Below are 13721 nucleotides of genomic sequence, written 5' to 3' on the forward strand. Positions count from 1 at the left end.
CGGAGCGCCTCGGCCTCCCGCTCGTGACCGACGCCATCGGCCTCCAGAACGACGGCGGCCTCGTCGTCACCCGCGAGATGTACGCCTCGAAGGTCGAATCGACCGTCGAGGTCGACGCCGACCGCGCCGCGGTCACCGTCCGCCCCGGCGAGTGGGACGCCGCCGAGGAGCCGGGCGAGCCCGCCGTCGAGTCGTTCTCGTTCGACCTCGACGAGTCTCGCGTGCGCTCGCGCGTGGCCGGCTTCGAGGAGGTCGGAAGCGGCGACGTGGACATCGCCGACGCCGACGTGCTCGTCTCCGTCGGCCGCGGTATCGAAGAAGAGGAGAACATCGAACTCGTGCAGGAACTCGCCGACGCGCTCGGCGCGACGCTGTCGTCGTCGCGGCCCATCGTCGACAACGGCTGGCTCCCGAAGGACCGGCAGGTCGGCCAGTCCGGGAAGGTCGTCACGCCGAAGTTCTACATCGCAATCGGCATCTCCGGGGCCGTTCAGCACGTCGCCGGGATGAAAGGTGCCGAGAACATCGTCGCCATCAACACCGACCCCGACGCGCCCATCTTCGACATCGCCGACTACGGCATCGTCGGCGACCTCTTCGACGTGGTGCCGGAGCTCATCGAGCAGTTCGAGTAAGCGCCCAGCGGTTTTTGGTCCAGCTTTTTGCGGACGCGAACTCGTGAGCGTCCGGAAAAAGGTGGTCGCACGTGGTGCCGGAGCTCATCGAGCAGTTCGAGTAACCACCACCCGTTTTTGGTCCAGCTTTTTGCGGACGCGAACTCGTGAGCGACCGCGACCGGAGGGGCGGCCGGGCGGGCGGCTCCCACCGGGTGAGAAGCGTCCGGGTGCATTTCCGAGTCGCGTGCGACTCTCTACTGAGGGGAACACGCATGCCACGATACGAATACCGGACAGTCGACCTCGCGTCGAAGGTCCCCGGTCTGAAGAAAGAAGACCCCGAAGAGGCGCTCAACAGGTTGGGCCGAGAGGGGTTCGAACTGGTCGAACGAGTCGAACAGCAGTTCGGCGGGACGCAACTGCTCATCCTCGCGCGCGAGGTCACTGACTAGACACCGCACAGCGGGAATCACGTCCTCTATTTTCGGTCAGAAACGGCCGCGAACGACCGCTCCCGCTCTCGGTTTCTCCAAATCCGGTACGTACTTCCCTACCCAACCCTACGAACCGACAATGGAATACCTGGAGCGCCGGGTCACGATGGTAAACGACCGCCTCGAGGAGGTCGTCTCGGCGGTCGAGCCGTCGGAACTCGCCGACCAACTCGACCACGTCGCTCTCGCGGGGGGCAAGCGCGTCCGCCCCGCCGTGACCATCCTCGCCTGCGAGGCCGTCGGTGGCACCCCCGAGGACGCCGTCGACTTCGCGGTCGGCGTCGAACTCGTCCACAACGCCTCGCTCGTCGTCGACGACATCATCGACCGGTCCGACATCCGCCGCGGCACGCCGAGCGCGTGGGCCGAGTACGGCTACGGGCCGGCCATCATCGCCTCCGACGGCCTGCTCGGCGAGGCGTTCGCCCTCCTGTCGTCGTCCGACCGCGCCACCCGCATCGTCGCCGAGTCGATGGTCGAACTCGGCGAGGGCGAGGCGACCGAACTGGTCGCGGTCCCCTCCAACGAGGCCGAGTACATGCAACTCGCCCACCGCAAGACGGGCGCGCTGTTCCGCGCCGCCGCCGAGCTCGGCGCGGTCGCCGCGGGCGGCGACGCCCACGTCGTCGAGGCGTTCGGCGACTACGCGGCCCGCGTCGGCGTCGCCTTCCAGATTCGCGACGACGTGCTCGACGCCACCGCGGACGCGGAAGAACTCGGCAAGCCGACGGGGCAGGACGCCGAGATGGGCCGGCCGTCGCTCGTGCAGGTGACAGACCTGACGCCCGAGGAGGCGAACCGCCGGGCCCGCCAGCAGGCCGACGAGGCGCTTTCGGCCCTCGACTCCTCGGGCGTCGAGGACTCGGAGCCGCTGGAGTATCTCCGCGACCTCGCGGAGTTCGTCATCGTCCGCGAGAGCTGACGACTCTGGGTCGAGTTCCGAACAGACGATAGCAAAAAGCCACAGACAACCCCGAGCGGCGCGACCGCCCGCGACTGATTACGCCGGTTGCTCGCTTTCGCCGTCGGAGCCGGTCGGATACCGGGACTCGGCCACCGCGAACGTCAGCGTGCTCAGCACGCCGAGGAGCGTGCCGACCGTGAGCGCGACGGCGAGGCCGGGGAGGTAGAACTTCCGGACCCCGGCGACGCCCTCGGGGAGGAAGAAGCCGGACAGCGCGTACAGCACGATGGCGATGGCGAACACGTAGAACGGCGCGTTGAGGTAGCGCCACTTGAAGCGGTCGTGGAGGTACTCGTCTGTCACCTGCCCGAGACTGCTCGTGATGCCGGCGGCGGCGAACCACTCGACCGCGCCGTGGACGAGCGTGGCGAGGACGAGCCCCGGCGCGGGGTCGCCCGCGACGCTGTCCGAGACGGTTTCGAGGAGTTCCGCCCCGCGGACGCCGCCGACGACGAGGAGCGCGGCGGCGGCGACGTAGGTGATGATGGTGACGCGGCCGGCGTAGAGGACGTTCCGCGCGCGGTTGGCCGCCTCGTCGACGGCCGATTCGAGGCCGAGCCCGCGGAACAGCGTGTACAGCCCGAGGAGCGCCGATATGAGGCCGAGGACGACCGCGCCGGGCACGTCGAAGAAGCTGGCGATGGTGACGAAGGGGTAGATGAGAAGCAGGATGCCGAGCGGGACGAGGATGGTCCCGCGGGTCTCGGGGTCGGCGAGCACCTGCTTCATCGTGTAGTACATCGATTCGAGGTTCTGGGCCTGCCTGACGACGACCCGGCGGACCCCGTCGATGGGGACGCGCGAGCGGATGACCGGGAGGACGGACTCGTCCTGTGCGCCGTCGGTGATGACGATGGCGTGGACGGGCTCGCCGGTCGAGAGGCTCGCGAGGACGGTGTCTATCTCGTCGCCGATGGCGCGGTTCGCCTTCACGTCGCTCCCTTCCAACCCGGTGACCGCCGCGACCTCGACTTCCTCGTCCTCCGATTCGAGCAGTTCGTCGTGGACCTGAATGCCCTGAAAGAGGACGTTCACGTCGGAGTCCTCCGGGTCCGCGGTGGCCAGCGCCACCGCGGCGTCCTCGACGCGCTGTCGGCCGACGACGGGCGTCGACAGTCCCGTCTTGCGACCGAGGTCGTCGTCGAGGTCGACACAGAGGACCAAGAGCATCGTTGACTCCTATGCCACGGGGATATATCTGCTTTCGGGGGCGCGGCCGCGGTGGCGCGGTCCGTCGGTCTCGCGGAGAAGCGGGCATCCCCGCGGCGCGGTCGCGGCCCATCTGTGCGCCGCCGGTCACACGGTCGCGCCGGCTTCCCCGACGGGGTCGAAAAGCACCTCGAAGCGCGCGCCGGCCGCGCCGTCGGCGACGCGGATTATCCAGCCGTGAGAGTCGACTATCTGGCGGACGATGTCGAGTCCGAGGCCGGTTCCGTCGCCGCCTTTCGTCGAAAAGCCGGAGTCGAAGACGCGGTCGCGAATCGACGACGGGATGCCCGGACCGTTGTCCTCGACGAAGAAGCCGCGGCGCGACGGGAGCGCGCCGACGCGAATCACGAGCTCGGCGTCGTCGCCGCGGCCGCTCCGAGCGTGCTGGAGCGCGTTCCGAAACAGGTTCTCGAAGAGGCGCGTCGTCCGGCTCTCGTCGGCTTCGACGACGGGGAGCTCGCCGATTTCACAGCGCACGTCGCCTGCGTTCGACGAACACATGTCCCACGCGGTGGCCGCGGAGTCCGCCAGCGAGACCGTCGACGCATCGAGGACGGAGTGCTCGTCGCGGGCGAGAGAGAGGACGTCTTCGACCACGTCGGTGATGCGCCGGTGGGCGCGCTCGACGTGGTCGAGGTGGGAGTCATCGTCGAGTTCGCGGGCGAGTTCGAGTCGGCCCTGTGCGACCGCCAGCGGCCCGCGGATGTCGTGGGAGAGGACGCGGGCGAAGGCGTCGAGCCGGGCGTTCTGCTGGGCGAGTTCGCGCTCGTGGCTGATGCGCTCCGTGAGGTCGGAAATCACGCCGATGATGTTCGTCACGTCGCCGTTCTCGCCGAGAAGCGGGACCGCGCGGGCGGTGGCCCAGCGGATGGTTTCGCTCCCCTCGGGAACGAACCGGAACTCGAACTCGTACTGGTCGTCGACGGAACCGTCTCGGATGTCGGCGTACATCTCGTCGATAGCCCGCATCAGTTGGTCGCGGTCGTCGACGTGGATGAGGTCGAGGAACGAATGCGGGTCGTCGTAGAGGAGCGACACGTCTCGTCCCCACGCGTCTTCGAACTGGTCGTTGATGTAGACGACGTCGAACTCGGTCGGTTCCGAGATGAACACCATGTCCGGGAGCGACGAGATTATCTGTCTGGTGAGGCGCTCGGAGCGCCTGAGGAGTCGTTCGGACTCCAGTCGGGCCGTGACGTCCATCGCGGTCCCGACGACGACCGGCTCGCCGTCGACCGCCGTCCGCTGGCCCGTGATTTCCAGCGCGGTCAGCTCGCCGTCGTAGTTGCGGACGCGGACGGTGTACGACATCGATTCGACGCTCCCGTGGGACCTGTTTCGCAGGCTCTCGTCGACGATGGCGCGGTCTTCCTCGACGACGAAGTCGGTGATGGGTCGACCGACCACCTCGTCCGTGTCGTAGCCGAGCAGGTTCGAGAGGTACTCGTTGACGAACTCGACCCGGCCGTCGCGTATCACGTACAGGCCGACGAGCGACTGGTCGGCGATGAGCCGGAGCCACGCGTGCAGTTCGCCGAGTTCGGTCGACTGGCGGGCCGCGACGACCGCGTTCGAGACGCGGTGGGCGAGCACCGCGGTCTGCGCGTCGGCCGGCCGCTTGTCGACCACGTCGGAGACCCCGGCGGCGAACGCCTCGGCGACCACGTCCTCGGAGTCGAGTCGCGTGTACAGAATCACCGGCGGCGGGTTCGGCGACTCGCGGACGCGGAGAAGCGTGTCGAGACCGGAGGTACCGTCGAACTCGAACTCGGTGACGATACAGTCGAACGGCGACTCGGCGTGCGCGTCGAGCGCCGCGGTCGGATCGGAGACCGCCGTGACGTCGAGGCTGTCGCATTCGTCGAGCGCCGATACCGTGTCCGCGGCGGTCTCGGGGTCGTCGTCGACGAGGAGAACCCGCACCGGAGGCTCAGCACGAACGACGGAACCGAGAGACATGGCGTATTGTCAGTCATATACAACAATAACCGTACCGGCGGAATGGACAGGCAACCGACCGAAGTCGGACGCCTTTTGACGATGCGCCAAGTAGACATCCGTAATCGAATGATCTCGAAGGGATGCGAACAGTGCGCCATGGGCGGAAAGATGGTGCTGTTCGTCTACGGGTACTGCGACCAGCGCGATTGTTTCTACTGCCCGCTCGGCGAGAATCGCAAGAACGTCACGGACGTGTACGCGAACGAGCGGAAAGTCGAGTCCGACGCCGACGTCATCGAGGAGGCGAAACGCATGGACGCGCTCGGGTCGTCCATCACCGGCGGCGAGCCGCAGGAGGCGCTCGACAAGACCTGTCGGTACATCTCGCTTCTCAAAGACGAGTTCGGCGAGGACCACCACATCCACCTCTATACGGGAATCACGGGCGGCCGCGAGAACATGCGCCGCCTCGCCGAGGCCGGCCTCGACGAGATTCGCTTCCACCCGCCGCTCGAACTCTGGGGCGACATGCACGGCACCGAGTGGGAGGACATCCTCTACATCGCCCGCGAGGAGGGCCTCACCCCGGCGTTCGAGATTCCGGGCATCCGCGCGGAACAGGAGTTCCTCGAGTTCCTCGACGAGGGGGCCGCGGAGTTCTGCAACATCAACGAGTTCGAGATGTCCGACGGCAACTACCGCCGGATGCAGGAGAAGGGCTACGAACTCCAGGACGGCCACATGTCGGCGGTCGACGGCTCGAAGGAGGCCATCCTCGACGAGATGGGCGACCACGAGCGCGTCTACTTCTGTACCTCCGTGTTCAAGGACGCCGCCCAGCACAGAAACCGCCTGAAGCGCATGGCTCGCAACCTCCGCCGCCCGTTCGACGAGGTGACCGACGACGGCACGCTCGTCTACGGCAAGACCTACACCCCCGCCGAGCGCTTCATCGAACTCGGCGTCCCCGACGAGTTCTACAGCATCAAGTCGAACCACGTCGAGGTCGCGTGGTGGCTCCTCGAAGAGATGATCGAAGACGGCGACGTCGACGACGGCGAAATCGTCGAGCAGTACCCGACCTACGACGGGACGGTCGTCGAGCGGACGCCGTTGGCCTGAGTTCAGTCTTTTTCGGTTCGGGTGTTCACGCGACCGTCACGACCGATAGCGGCGGTTCGGTGTCCGGGTTCTCGTGAGCGCGACGAACAGACTCGGCGTGAGCGCCGCGACGACGGACGCGGCCGTCGTCGGCCCGAGGGGAAGCCGCATCGCGACGCCGATGCCCGCGACCGCGACGCCGACGAACACGCCCGCGGCGATGCCGGCGCGCTGTTGGCGATGGGTCGGTCGAAAGCCGCGGGCGTCGGCGTAGAGCGCCCCCGAGAGTCCGAGGACGAATCCGAGGAGCGCGCTCGTCGTCCCGAGGCGGGGCGCGAGCGCGAGGAACGCCGCGCCGCAGACCGCACAGCAGGCGAGCGACGCGACCGGTGAAAGCGGGTTCACGCCCGCGCCGAAGCGGACCGCGTAGGCGACGGGGGGAAGCGACACCACGACGGCGGCGAAAAGCCCGTCGAGCGGCTCGACCGTCGCGCGTTCGAGGACGGCGGTCGCCGCGGTCAGGAGTCCGATGACCGCGCCGAGGCCGAGGACGACTCGGGGTGGCAACGCCTCCGAGGGGTCGTCCGACCGGAGGACGCCGAAGGCGGCGAAGGGGTAACAGACGACGGCACCGAAGAGAAGCGGGCGAAACAGCGCCCCCGAGAGGACCGCCGCCGAGACGGTCGCAGAGAGGCCGAGGAAGACGCCGATGAGGAGTGCGAACTCGGGGACGCGTTCTGCCATACCGCGGGGTTCGAGCGCGCGACGGAAAGCGTTTCGGCGGCCGGCGGGCTACCCGCAAGCGTTTAGAGTGCCCCTAGTGTACCTCCCCGCATGTCCGACTGTCCACTCGCGGACGACTGCCCGAGCTTCTCAGAACGAATCGCGGGCATGGGGTGTCAGTACTACAGCGACCGGGGGGGCGCGGAGTGGTGCGACCACTACGAGCGGCCCATCTCCGAGCTCAAACAACAGCCGGTCAAGCCGGGCGAGGAGGTCATCGTCACCGTCGAGGACATCCACGAGAGCGGTGCCGGCGTCGGTCGGACCGAAGACGGTTTCATCGTCTTCGTCGACGGGCTCCTCCCTGACGCGCGCGCCGTCGTTCGCATCGACCAGGTGAAGGGGAGCCACGCCCGGGCGAAGAAGATCGTCGAGCGCCTGCCGCTGGACCCCGACGCCGAGGAGAGCGAGGCGGGCGAAGCGCCCGAAGCAAACGCCGAATCGACGGGGAGCGGTCGCGACGGCCCGAAGCGCCCCGAGGCGCTCGGGAGCCGAGACAACTTCTGGGGCGAGTAACGCCGACGCGTCGGCGGCGTCCCGTGGACAGTCAGCCTGCTGTATCTTTTTTCACCCCCGAGCCCAACCCCGAGGTATGAGCGACGCCGGACGCGACGACGAGACGGTCCCCGACGTAGACCAACTCCTCGACAGGGCGGGGTTCGACCCGGAGACGAGCGTGCTCACCCGGCGGCAAGCCGAGGTGCTCGCACTGCGCGAGCGGGGGGTCCGACAGTCGACCATCGCCGACTTCCTCGGCACCTCGCGCGCGAACGTCTCCAGCATCGAGGCGAGCGCCCGCACCAACGTCGAGAAGGCCCGCGAGACGGTGACGTTCGTCGACGCGCTCACCGCCCCGGTCCGCGTCGAGGTCCCCGCCGGAAGCGACCTCTACGACGTTCCCAAGCAGGTGTACGACGCCTGTGACGCCTCGGGCGTGAAGGTGAACCAGACCGCGCCGGACCTGATGAAAATCGTCTCCGACGCCGCCGGTGACGCGGTCGAGGGACGCGAGATTCGAGAACAGCTCTTCGTCGGCGTCACGAGCGACGGGCGCGTCCGCGTCCGCCGCCACGCCGACGGCGTCTGAGCCGCGTCCGCATTCGCGTCCCATGGCGTCCGTCCCGCCCCTCGCGCCCCGAAGCGAACCCGATGACCTCGGTTCGCCACACGACGTGCCGCGAGGCCCACGCTTTTGCTCGCGGCGGCCGTCGCCCCTCGCATGGACCTCGGACTCGACGGCGACACGGTCGTCGTCACGGCGAGTTCGGCCGGCCTCGGGCGTGCGAGCGCCGCGGCGCTGGCCGACGAAGGAGCGAACGTCGTCGTCTGCGGGCGCGACCCCGAGCGCCTCGCGGCGACCGAATCGGAACTGGGCGACCTCGACGGCGACGTGCTCGGCGTCGAGACCGACATCACGAGCAAGGGAGACGTCGAGGCGCTCGTCGAGGCGGCCGTCGAGGAGTTCGGCGGCGTCGACCACGTCGTCACCTCGGCCGGCGGCGTGCCGCCGGGCGGGTTCGCCGACCTGACCGAACAGGAGTGGTACGGCGCGTTCGACATGCTCGTCATGAGCGCCGTCTGGACCGTGCGGGCGGCGCGACCGCATCTCGAAGCGAGCGACGCGGGCACGATTACCTGCATCACCTCCACGTCGGTCAGGGAGGTCATCGACGACCTCATCCTCTCGAACGCGGTCCGCCGCGGCGTCATCGGCCTCGTGAAGTCGCTGTCGCGGGAACTCGCGCCGAGCGTGCGAGTGAACGCGGTACTGCCGGGCGCACACGAGACGAGCCGCATCGAGGAACTGGTCGAGGCGGCCGTCGAGCGCGGCGACCACGACACCTACGAGGAGGGACTGAGCTCGTGGTCCGACGGGATTCCGCTGGGCCGCGTCGGCGACCCGCGGGAACTCGGCGACGTGGTCGCGTTCCTCGCCAGCGACCGCGCGAGCTTCGTCACCGGGGCCTGCGTCCCGGTGGATGGCGGCCGACTGCGGAGCGCCTGAGCCGCACCCCGCCGGTCACGGCGCAATTTTTGAGGGCGACACCGACGCCGCCACGTCCCCGTGAACCCGCGACCTGAGCGCGAGGTGCTTCGCCACGAAGAGCATCTGGTTGTGAGTGAGAATCACCTCGACGAACACGAGACCGATGAGAATCGGGACCATCCCGAGATACACGAGGTGGCCGGCGTAGAGCGCGTAGCCGATGACGGCGGCGATGGCGGCCATCAGGCCCTGAATCCGCTTCCCTGTTGGTCGATGAGGTCCTGTTTTTCGCTCTGGAGGCACTCGTACTGCGTCAGTAACTGCTCGACGCGCTGACGTCGGTTCGGGAGGTAACGGTCACTCATACTGTCAATCCGGCTGAACTACGCGGAGAAGAACCGTTCGGTCAGAACATCTCTTTCCGCTTCAGCCACGAGACGACCTCGCGGACCCGCTGTGCCTTTTCTTTCGGCACGACGAGCACGCGGTCGTCCCACGCGACGACCGCGAGGTCGGAGACGCCGACGAGCGAGACGTTCGCGCCGTCGGTGGCGACCACGTTGTCCGCGGCGTCGACGAACACCGGGTCGTCGCCGAGCGCGACGTTGCCGTCTTCGTCGGCGTCGATGATTCGTTCGAGGGCGTCCCACGAGCCGAGGTCGTCCCACTCGAAGTGGACCGGGACGACCGCCGCGTCGGCGGCGCGCTCCATCACCGCGTAGTCGATGCTGACGGCCTCGACCGCCGCGAAGCCGGCGTCCGTGTCGCCGTCGTCGAGGGCGTCGAGGAGGTGGGAAAGCGGCGAGTCACGCGCGGCGGAAAACAGCGCCTCGGGCGTCCACGCGAACATGCCGGCGTTCCAGAGGTAGCCCTCGTCGACGTAGCGGGCGGCCGTCTCGGCGTCGGGCTTCTCGTGGAACGCGGCGAGGTCGCGGTAGTCGCCGCGGTCCGCGCCGGGTTCGATGTAGCCGTAGCCGTCGTCCGGGCGGGTGGGTTCGACGCCGAAGGCGACGAGCGAGTCGGTGTCGGCGGCGACGCGCGCGCCGCGGGTCATCGCCTCGGTGAAGCCGTCGCCGACGTGGTGGTCGCTCGGGAGGACGACGACGACCGGGTCGTCGTACAGCTCGGCGATGCGGTGGGTCGCGTAGACGAGCGCCGGGCCGGTGTCCTTGGCCGCGGGTTCGACCACGACCTCGGCGTCGGGCGCGTGGTCGGCGATGTCGCCGGCGAACGCGGGGCGCGTCGAGACGACGACGTGGTCGGCGAAGTCGGCGCGGGCGACGGTCTCGGCGAGGAGGGAGCGGTCGCCGCCGAGCGGGAGGAACTGCTTGGGCCGGTCGCTCCGGCTCGCGGGGTACAGGCGGGTGCCGGTGCCGCCGGCGAGGACGAGCGCGACGAGTGGTCGGTCCATACGGACCGGTGGCGCCACAGCCTCAAAACCGTACCACGTCGTCACCCCACCGCTCCGACCACGTCGCCGACCATCTCGCCTACCACGTCTCGACTATCCCCTCGCGGATGTCTTCGACACAGCCCCGACAGTCGGGGTGGTCGGGGTCGAAGCAGGCGGGGCGGCCCTTCCCGTCGACGGCGACGGCGCGACGCTCGGCGTGGCGGCGACAGACGATTTTCGCGCGTCCCTCGCCGTCCCGCGGGAGCGAGTGCGCCGAAGACGAGTCGCGGCCGTCCCGATAGGCGCGTTTGACCTCCTCGTAGCGCTTGCCGGCGTTTCGAGCGGCACTGCGAATGATGCTTTCGAGGCGGTCGTCCATGGTGTCGAATGCGTCCCCGAGGCAATCAATTCCTCGCTCGGTGCGACGGTTCTGACGCGCGCTCTCGCGCGACGTTCACTTTCACTGCGGGGTTTGCAACTTTTTATATGAGTACGCATCCAAGCTCGGTATGCCTCCCAATGGAAACCAAGGTGGAGGCGAGGTAGACCATGACTGATTTGCGAACCCACGCGGCTGAGATAGCCGACCAGTTCTCGGACCACCTAGACGTGTCCGCGGACGAAGTCGAAGAACGATTAGAGAGTCTCGTCAGCGAGTACCGCGTCCCCGTCGACGAAGCGCGGCGGAGCGTCGTCAACAGTTACCTGGACGAAGCCGGTATCGAGCGCGACGAACTCGCCGGCGGCGCCGGCGGGAACGAACAGACCCTGCTCAACGACATCGACGAAGACGAAAAGTGGGTCGACGTGCGCGCGAAGGTCGTCGAACTCTGGGAACCCCGGAGCGAGTCCGTCGCGCAGGTCGGCCTGCTCGGCGACGACTCCGGGCGGATGAAGTTCATCGCCTTCACCACGTCCGAGCTCCCCGAACTCGAAGAGGGGAAGTCGTACGCGCTCGGCAACGTCGTCACCGACGAGTACCAGGGCAACTTCTCCGTGAAGCTCAACCGGACGACGAGCATCACCGAACTCGACGAGGAGATCGAAGTCGGCGACGACTCGACCAGCGTCGAGGGCGCGCTCGTGGACATCCAGTCCGGGAGCGGCCTCATCAAGCGCTGTCCCGAGGAGGGCTGTACGCGCGTCCTCCAGAACGGGCGCTGTTCCGAACACGGCAGTGTCGAAGGCGAGTTCGACCTCCGCATCAAGGCCGTCGTCGACGACGGCGAGGAGGTCCACGAGGTCATCTTCAACCGGGAGATGACAGAAGAGCTGACCGGTATCGAACTGGACGAGGCGAAGCAGATGGCCATGGACGCCCTCGACACCACCATCGTCGAAGAGGAGATGCGCGGTGACCTCGTGGGGTTCTACTACCGCGTCACCGGCCCGACGCTGGGTCGGTACGTGCTCGCCAACGAAGTCGAGCGGCTGAGCGAGCCTGCGGACGCAGAAGAACTGCTCATCAAAGCGAGGTCGATGTAAATGAGTTCCAACGAAATCCCCACCCGAGAGGTCGCCCGGCGCGTCTTCGCACAGGAGTTCAACGACGCCGGTTACACGTTCAAAGAGTCAGACGACGAGCGCGCGCCCGTCTACCTGCTCCTTCCGACGGGCGAAAGCGCCAACCGCGTCTTCCTCGTCGGCACGCTGACCGAGAAGGAAGACGTCGGCGAGGACAACGAGTACTGGCGCGGTCGCATCGTCGACCCGACGGGGACGTTCTTCGTCTACGCCGGCCAGTACCAGCCCGAGGCCGCCAGCGCGCTCCGTGACCTCGACGCGCCCGCCTACGTCGCGGTCGTCGGCAAGCCGCGGACCTACGAGACCGACGACGGCAGTATCAACGTCTCCGTCCGCCCCGAGTCCATCACCGAGGTCGACGCGGCCACGCGCGACCGCTGGGTGACGGAAACCGCGGCCAAGACGCTCGACCGCATCGCGGCGTTCGACGACGAGGGCGACGAGTACGCCCGGATGGCCCGCGAGCACTACGACCTCGACCCCGAGGAGTACAAGCGCGCCGCCATCGCCGCGCTCGAAAGCCTCGAACAGGCCGACGAACTGAGCGCGTAAGCGAACACGCCGGCCGCGACCCGCGCGTCAGCGGGACGCACACCGGCCGCCGAACGCGCCGACGCCGACTGACGGCCGATTTCCACCGTCACACGCCCCTTTTTGCGACGAATCGCGACGCCCGAGACCCCTCGTCTGACGAACCATTAAGTGGCCTCACCACGGACCGAGAAATATCATGGGCAACAAGAACAAGACCATCTCGTTTCGCGTCAACGAAGACGCGTTCGAGACCCTTCGGGAGATCGCCGAGGAGCGGGACATCTCCCTGTCCGCCGTCTTCCGCGACTACGTGGACACGTTAGTTGCCCACGACGGTCAGGTGCAGGTCGTCCCCAAACACGAACTCGAAAAACTGCGCGAGGGCGAAGACGAGTCGTTCCCGCCGACCGTGGAGGTCCCCAAGAGCTTCATCCGCGAGCACGAGCGCCTCGAACTGGAGGCCGAACACCTCCGCGAACAGCTCGAAGAGCACAAGGGCTACGTGAACTACCTGCGCGAGCAGGTCGAAACCGACCACGACGACGTCGAGGAGGTCATCCAACTGGAGGACCTCGATACCGGCGACGAGCCGTCGTTCCGCCTCGGCTAAGCGTCCCTCCCGTCCGTCTGCGGCGTTCTCTCTTACCGATTCATTCAGCGAGGACCGACGAGGTCCTGCTTCGCCCGCCGCGCCTCGTCCTGCATCTCCCGGTCGCCTTCCACGTCCGCGAGCGCCTCGACGGATTCGAGCGTCCGGACCGAGTCGTCGAGAAACGAGAGCACGTCGCCGGGATAGGCGTACACCATGTAGTCGTCGCTCATCACGTCGACGATGGCGTCGGGGCCGAGACCCTGCGCGCGGAGTTCGAGCAGGTACTCGATGAACTGGCGCTCGGGGTAGCCGGTGTAGATGTCGTCGGAGTTCTCGCAGTCGAGGAAGTCCTGCGCGAAGTCGAGTAGACGGTCGCGGGTGGCGTCGTCCACCTTGGCGAGGCCCTCGCCGGAGTAGAGGATTTCGAGGGTCGCACCGCTGAAGACGCGCTTGGGGATGTTCGTATCCAGTTGCGAGACGATTTGGCGGTGGTTTTTGAGATAGATCTTGTCCGTGATAGCCACTGCTACCCGCGACTTCGAGCCACCGCGGCAAAAGCGTCCCGCTCGCCGGCGCGGGTGG

Annotated in this window: 18 protein-coding genes; 10 read left to right on the top strand and 8 right to left on the bottom strand. The window is 67.7% G+C overall.

The genetic code is table 11. The annotated features are described in order from the left end of the window. The 3 genes from C441_RS12855 to C441_RS12865 all read left to right on the top strand — a co-directional run. Positions 1-635 (top strand): electron transfer flavoprotein subunit alpha/FixB family protein (locus tag C441_RS12855; RefSeq protein ID WP_007275459.1); only part of this gene is annotated, 635 nt, incomplete at its 5' end. Positions 636-889: 254 nt separating this feature from the next. Then, positions 890-1069 (top strand): DUF4177 domain-containing protein, encoded by a 180-nt coding sequence (locus C441_RS12860; RefSeq protein ID WP_007275460.1) that lies wholly within the window; start codon positions 890-892, stop codon positions 1067-1069. A 121-nt stretch (positions 1070-1190) separates the two neighbouring features. Further along, the gene (locus C441_RS12865; RefSeq protein ID WP_004973663.1) at positions 1191-2033 is read left to right on the top strand and encodes a polyprenyl synthetase family protein; all 843 of its coding nucleotides are present in this window, start codon (positions 1191-1193) and stop codon (positions 2031-2033) included. A gap of 78 nt (positions 2034-2111) precedes the next feature. On the opposite strand, the gene C441_RS12870 is transcribed toward C441_RS12865, so the two are convergent. Further along, the gene (locus C441_RS12870; RefSeq protein WP_004969013.1) at positions 2112-3245 is read right to left on the bottom strand and encodes a DUF373 family protein; all 1134 of its coding nucleotides are present in this window, start codon (positions 3243-3245) and stop codon (positions 2112-2114) included. Positions 3246-3371: 126 nt separating this feature from the next. Beyond that, the gene (locus tag C441_RS12875) at positions 3372-5243 is read right to left on the bottom strand and encodes a PAS domain S-box protein (protein WP_049920589.1); all 1872 of its coding nucleotides are present in this window, start codon (positions 5241-5243) and stop codon (positions 3372-3374) included. Between the two features lie 108 nt (positions 5244-5351). Between C441_RS12875 and C441_RS12880 the strand changes: the two genes are divergently transcribed. Further along, the gene (locus tag C441_RS12880; protein ID WP_049920590.1) at positions 5352-6347 is read left to right on the top strand and encodes a radical SAM protein; all 996 of its coding nucleotides are present in this window, start codon (positions 5352-5354) and stop codon (positions 6345-6347) included. A 36-nt stretch (positions 6348-6383) separates the two neighbouring features. On the opposite strand, the gene C441_RS12885 is transcribed toward C441_RS12880, so the two are convergent. Further along, positions 6384-7070 carry a hypothetical protein gene (locus C441_RS12885; RefSeq protein WP_007275463.1) on the bottom strand — a complete coding sequence of 229 codons (687 nt, stop codon included), beginning with the start codon at positions 7068-7070 and terminating at the stop codon, positions 6384-6386. A 90-nt stretch (positions 7071-7160) separates the two neighbouring features. On the opposite strand from C441_RS12885, the gene C441_RS12890 reads away from it, so the two are divergent. From C441_RS12890 to C441_RS12900, 3 genes are all read left to right on the top strand, one after another. Continuing rightward, positions 7161-7625: a TRAM domain-containing protein gene (locus tag C441_RS12890; RefSeq protein WP_007275464.1), complete on the top strand. Its 465-nt coding sequence runs from the start codon at positions 7161-7163 to the stop codon at positions 7623-7625. A gap of 76 nt (positions 7626-7701) precedes the next feature. Further along, a complete protein-coding gene (locus C441_RS12895) occupies positions 7702-8196 on the top strand; it encodes a Tfx family DNA-binding protein (RefSeq protein ID WP_007275465.1) in 495 nt (164 codons plus the stop codon). 132 nt (positions 8197-8328) lie between these two features. Then, positions 8329-9114: an SDR family oxidoreductase gene (locus C441_RS12900; RefSeq protein ID WP_007275466.1), complete on the top strand. Its 786-nt coding sequence runs from the start codon at positions 8329-8331 to the stop codon at positions 9112-9114. Between the two features lie 15 nt (positions 9115-9129). On the opposite strand, the gene C441_RS20310 is transcribed toward C441_RS12900, so the two are convergent. From C441_RS20310 to C441_RS12915, 4 genes are all read right to left on the bottom strand, one after another. Next, positions 9130-9339, bottom strand: coding sequence for a hypothetical protein (locus C441_RS20310; RefSeq protein WP_007275467.1), 210 nt, complete (start codon positions 9337-9339; stop codon positions 9130-9132). Continuing rightward, positions 9339-9461: a hypothetical protein gene (locus tag C441_RS20535; protein WP_007275468.1), complete on the bottom strand. Its 123-nt coding sequence runs from the start codon at positions 9459-9461 to the stop codon at positions 9339-9341. Before C441_RS20535 ends, C441_RS20310 begins: the two co-directional genes overlap by 1 nt. A 41-nt stretch (positions 9462-9502) precedes the next feature. Continuing rightward, complete coding sequence (locus C441_RS12910; RefSeq protein ID WP_007275469.1) at positions 9503-10507, bottom strand: mannose-1-phosphate guanylyltransferase; 1005 nt, start codon at positions 10505-10507, stop codon at positions 9503-9505. A 79-nt stretch (positions 10508-10586) separates the two neighbouring features. Then, on the bottom strand, positions 10587-10868 hold the full coding sequence (locus tag C441_RS12915; RefSeq protein WP_007275470.1) for a DUF7091 family protein: 282 nt from the start codon (positions 10866-10868) through the stop codon (positions 10587-10589). A gap of 170 nt (positions 10869-11038) precedes the next feature. Here C441_RS12915 and C441_RS12920 point away from each other — a divergent pair, with 170 nt between their 5' ends. The 3 genes from C441_RS12920 (at position 11039) to C441_RS12930 (ending at position 13157) form a co-directional block, all read left to right on the top strand. Continuing rightward, positions 11039-11974 (top strand): replication factor A, encoded by a 936-nt coding sequence (locus C441_RS12920; protein ID WP_004969003.1) that lies wholly within the window; start codon positions 11039-11041, stop codon positions 11972-11974. After that, a complete protein-coding gene (locus C441_RS12925; RefSeq protein WP_007275471.1) occupies positions 11975-12565 on the top strand; it encodes an RPA family protein in 591 nt (196 codons plus the stop codon). It begins immediately after the preceding gene. 178 nt (positions 12566-12743) lie between these two features. Further along, positions 12744-13157 carry a ribbon-helix-helix protein, CopG family gene (locus tag C441_RS12930; protein ID WP_004969001.1) on the top strand — a complete coding sequence of 138 codons (414 nt, stop codon included), beginning with the start codon at positions 12744-12746 and terminating at the stop codon, positions 13155-13157. Positions 13158-13201: 44 nt separating this feature from the next. On the opposite strand, the gene C441_RS12935 is transcribed toward C441_RS12930, so the two are convergent. Continuing rightward, on the bottom strand, positions 13202-13663 hold the full coding sequence (locus tag C441_RS12935) for a DUF5814 domain-containing protein (RefSeq protein WP_004065429.1): 462 nt from the start codon (positions 13661-13663) through the stop codon (positions 13202-13204). Positions 13664-13721: the final 58 nt, after the last annotated feature.

It is taken from the genome of Haloferax sulfurifontis ATCC BAA-897, from assembly GCF_000337835.1.
Lineage (GTDB): Archaea > Halobacteriota > Halobacteria > Halobacteriales > Haloferacaceae > Haloferax > Haloferax denitrificans.

Coding starts and splice junctions, on each gene's coding strand:
- C441_RS20535 (WP_007275468.1), bottom strand. CDS start 9,461: ATGAGTGACCGTTACCTCCCGAACCGACGTCAGCGCGTCGAGCAGTTA.
- C441_RS12930 (WP_004969001.1), top strand. CDS start 12,744: ATGGGCAACAAGAACAAGACCATCTCGTTTCGCGTCAACGAAGACGCG.
- C441_RS12880 (WP_049920590.1), top strand. CDS start 5,352: ATGATCTCGAAGGGATGCGAACAGTGCGCCATGGGCGGAAAGATGGTG.
- C441_RS20310 (WP_007275467.1), bottom strand. CDS start 9,339: ATGGCCGCCATCGCCGCCGTCATCGGCTACGCGCTCTACGCCGGCCAC.
- C441_RS12910 (WP_007275469.1), bottom strand. CDS start 10,507: ATGGACCGACCACTCGTCGCGCTCGTCCTCGCCGGCGGCACCGGCACC.
- C441_RS12915 (WP_007275470.1), bottom strand. CDS start 10,868: ATGGACGACCGCCTCGAAAGCATCATTCGCAGTGCCGCTCGAAACGCC.
- C441_RS12920 (WP_004969003.1), top strand. CDS start 11,039: ATGACTGATTTGCGAACCCACGCGGCTGAGATAGCCGACCAGTTCTCG.
- C441_RS12925 (WP_007275471.1), top strand. CDS start 11,975: ATGAGTTCCAACGAAATCCCCACCCGAGAGGTCGCCCGGCGCGTCTTC.
- C441_RS12860 (WP_007275460.1), top strand. CDS start 890: ATGCCACGATACGAATACCGGACAGTCGACCTCGCGTCGAAGGTCCCC.
- C441_RS12885 (WP_007275463.1), bottom strand. CDS start 7,070: ATGGCAGAACGCGTCCCCGAGTTCGCACTCCTCATCGGCGTCTTCCTC.
- C441_RS12865 (WP_004973663.1), top strand. CDS start 1,191: ATGGAATACCTGGAGCGCCGGGTCACGATGGTAAACGACCGCCTCGAG.
- C441_RS12870 (WP_004969013.1), bottom strand. CDS start 3,245: ATGCTCTTGGTCCTCTGTGTCGACCTCGACGACGACCTCGGTCGCAAG.
- C441_RS12895 (WP_007275465.1), top strand. CDS start 7,702: ATGAGCGACGCCGGACGCGACGACGAGACGGTCCCCGACGTAGACCAA.
- C441_RS12890 (WP_007275464.1), top strand. CDS start 7,161: ATGTCCGACTGTCCACTCGCGGACGACTGCCCGAGCTTCTCAGAACGA.
- C441_RS12900 (WP_007275466.1), top strand. CDS start 8,329: ATGGACCTCGGACTCGACGGCGACACGGTCGTCGTCACGGCGAGTTCG.
- C441_RS12875 (WP_049920589.1), bottom strand. CDS start 5,243: ATGTCTCTCGGTTCCGTCGTTCGTGCTGAGCCTCCGGTGCGGGTTCTC.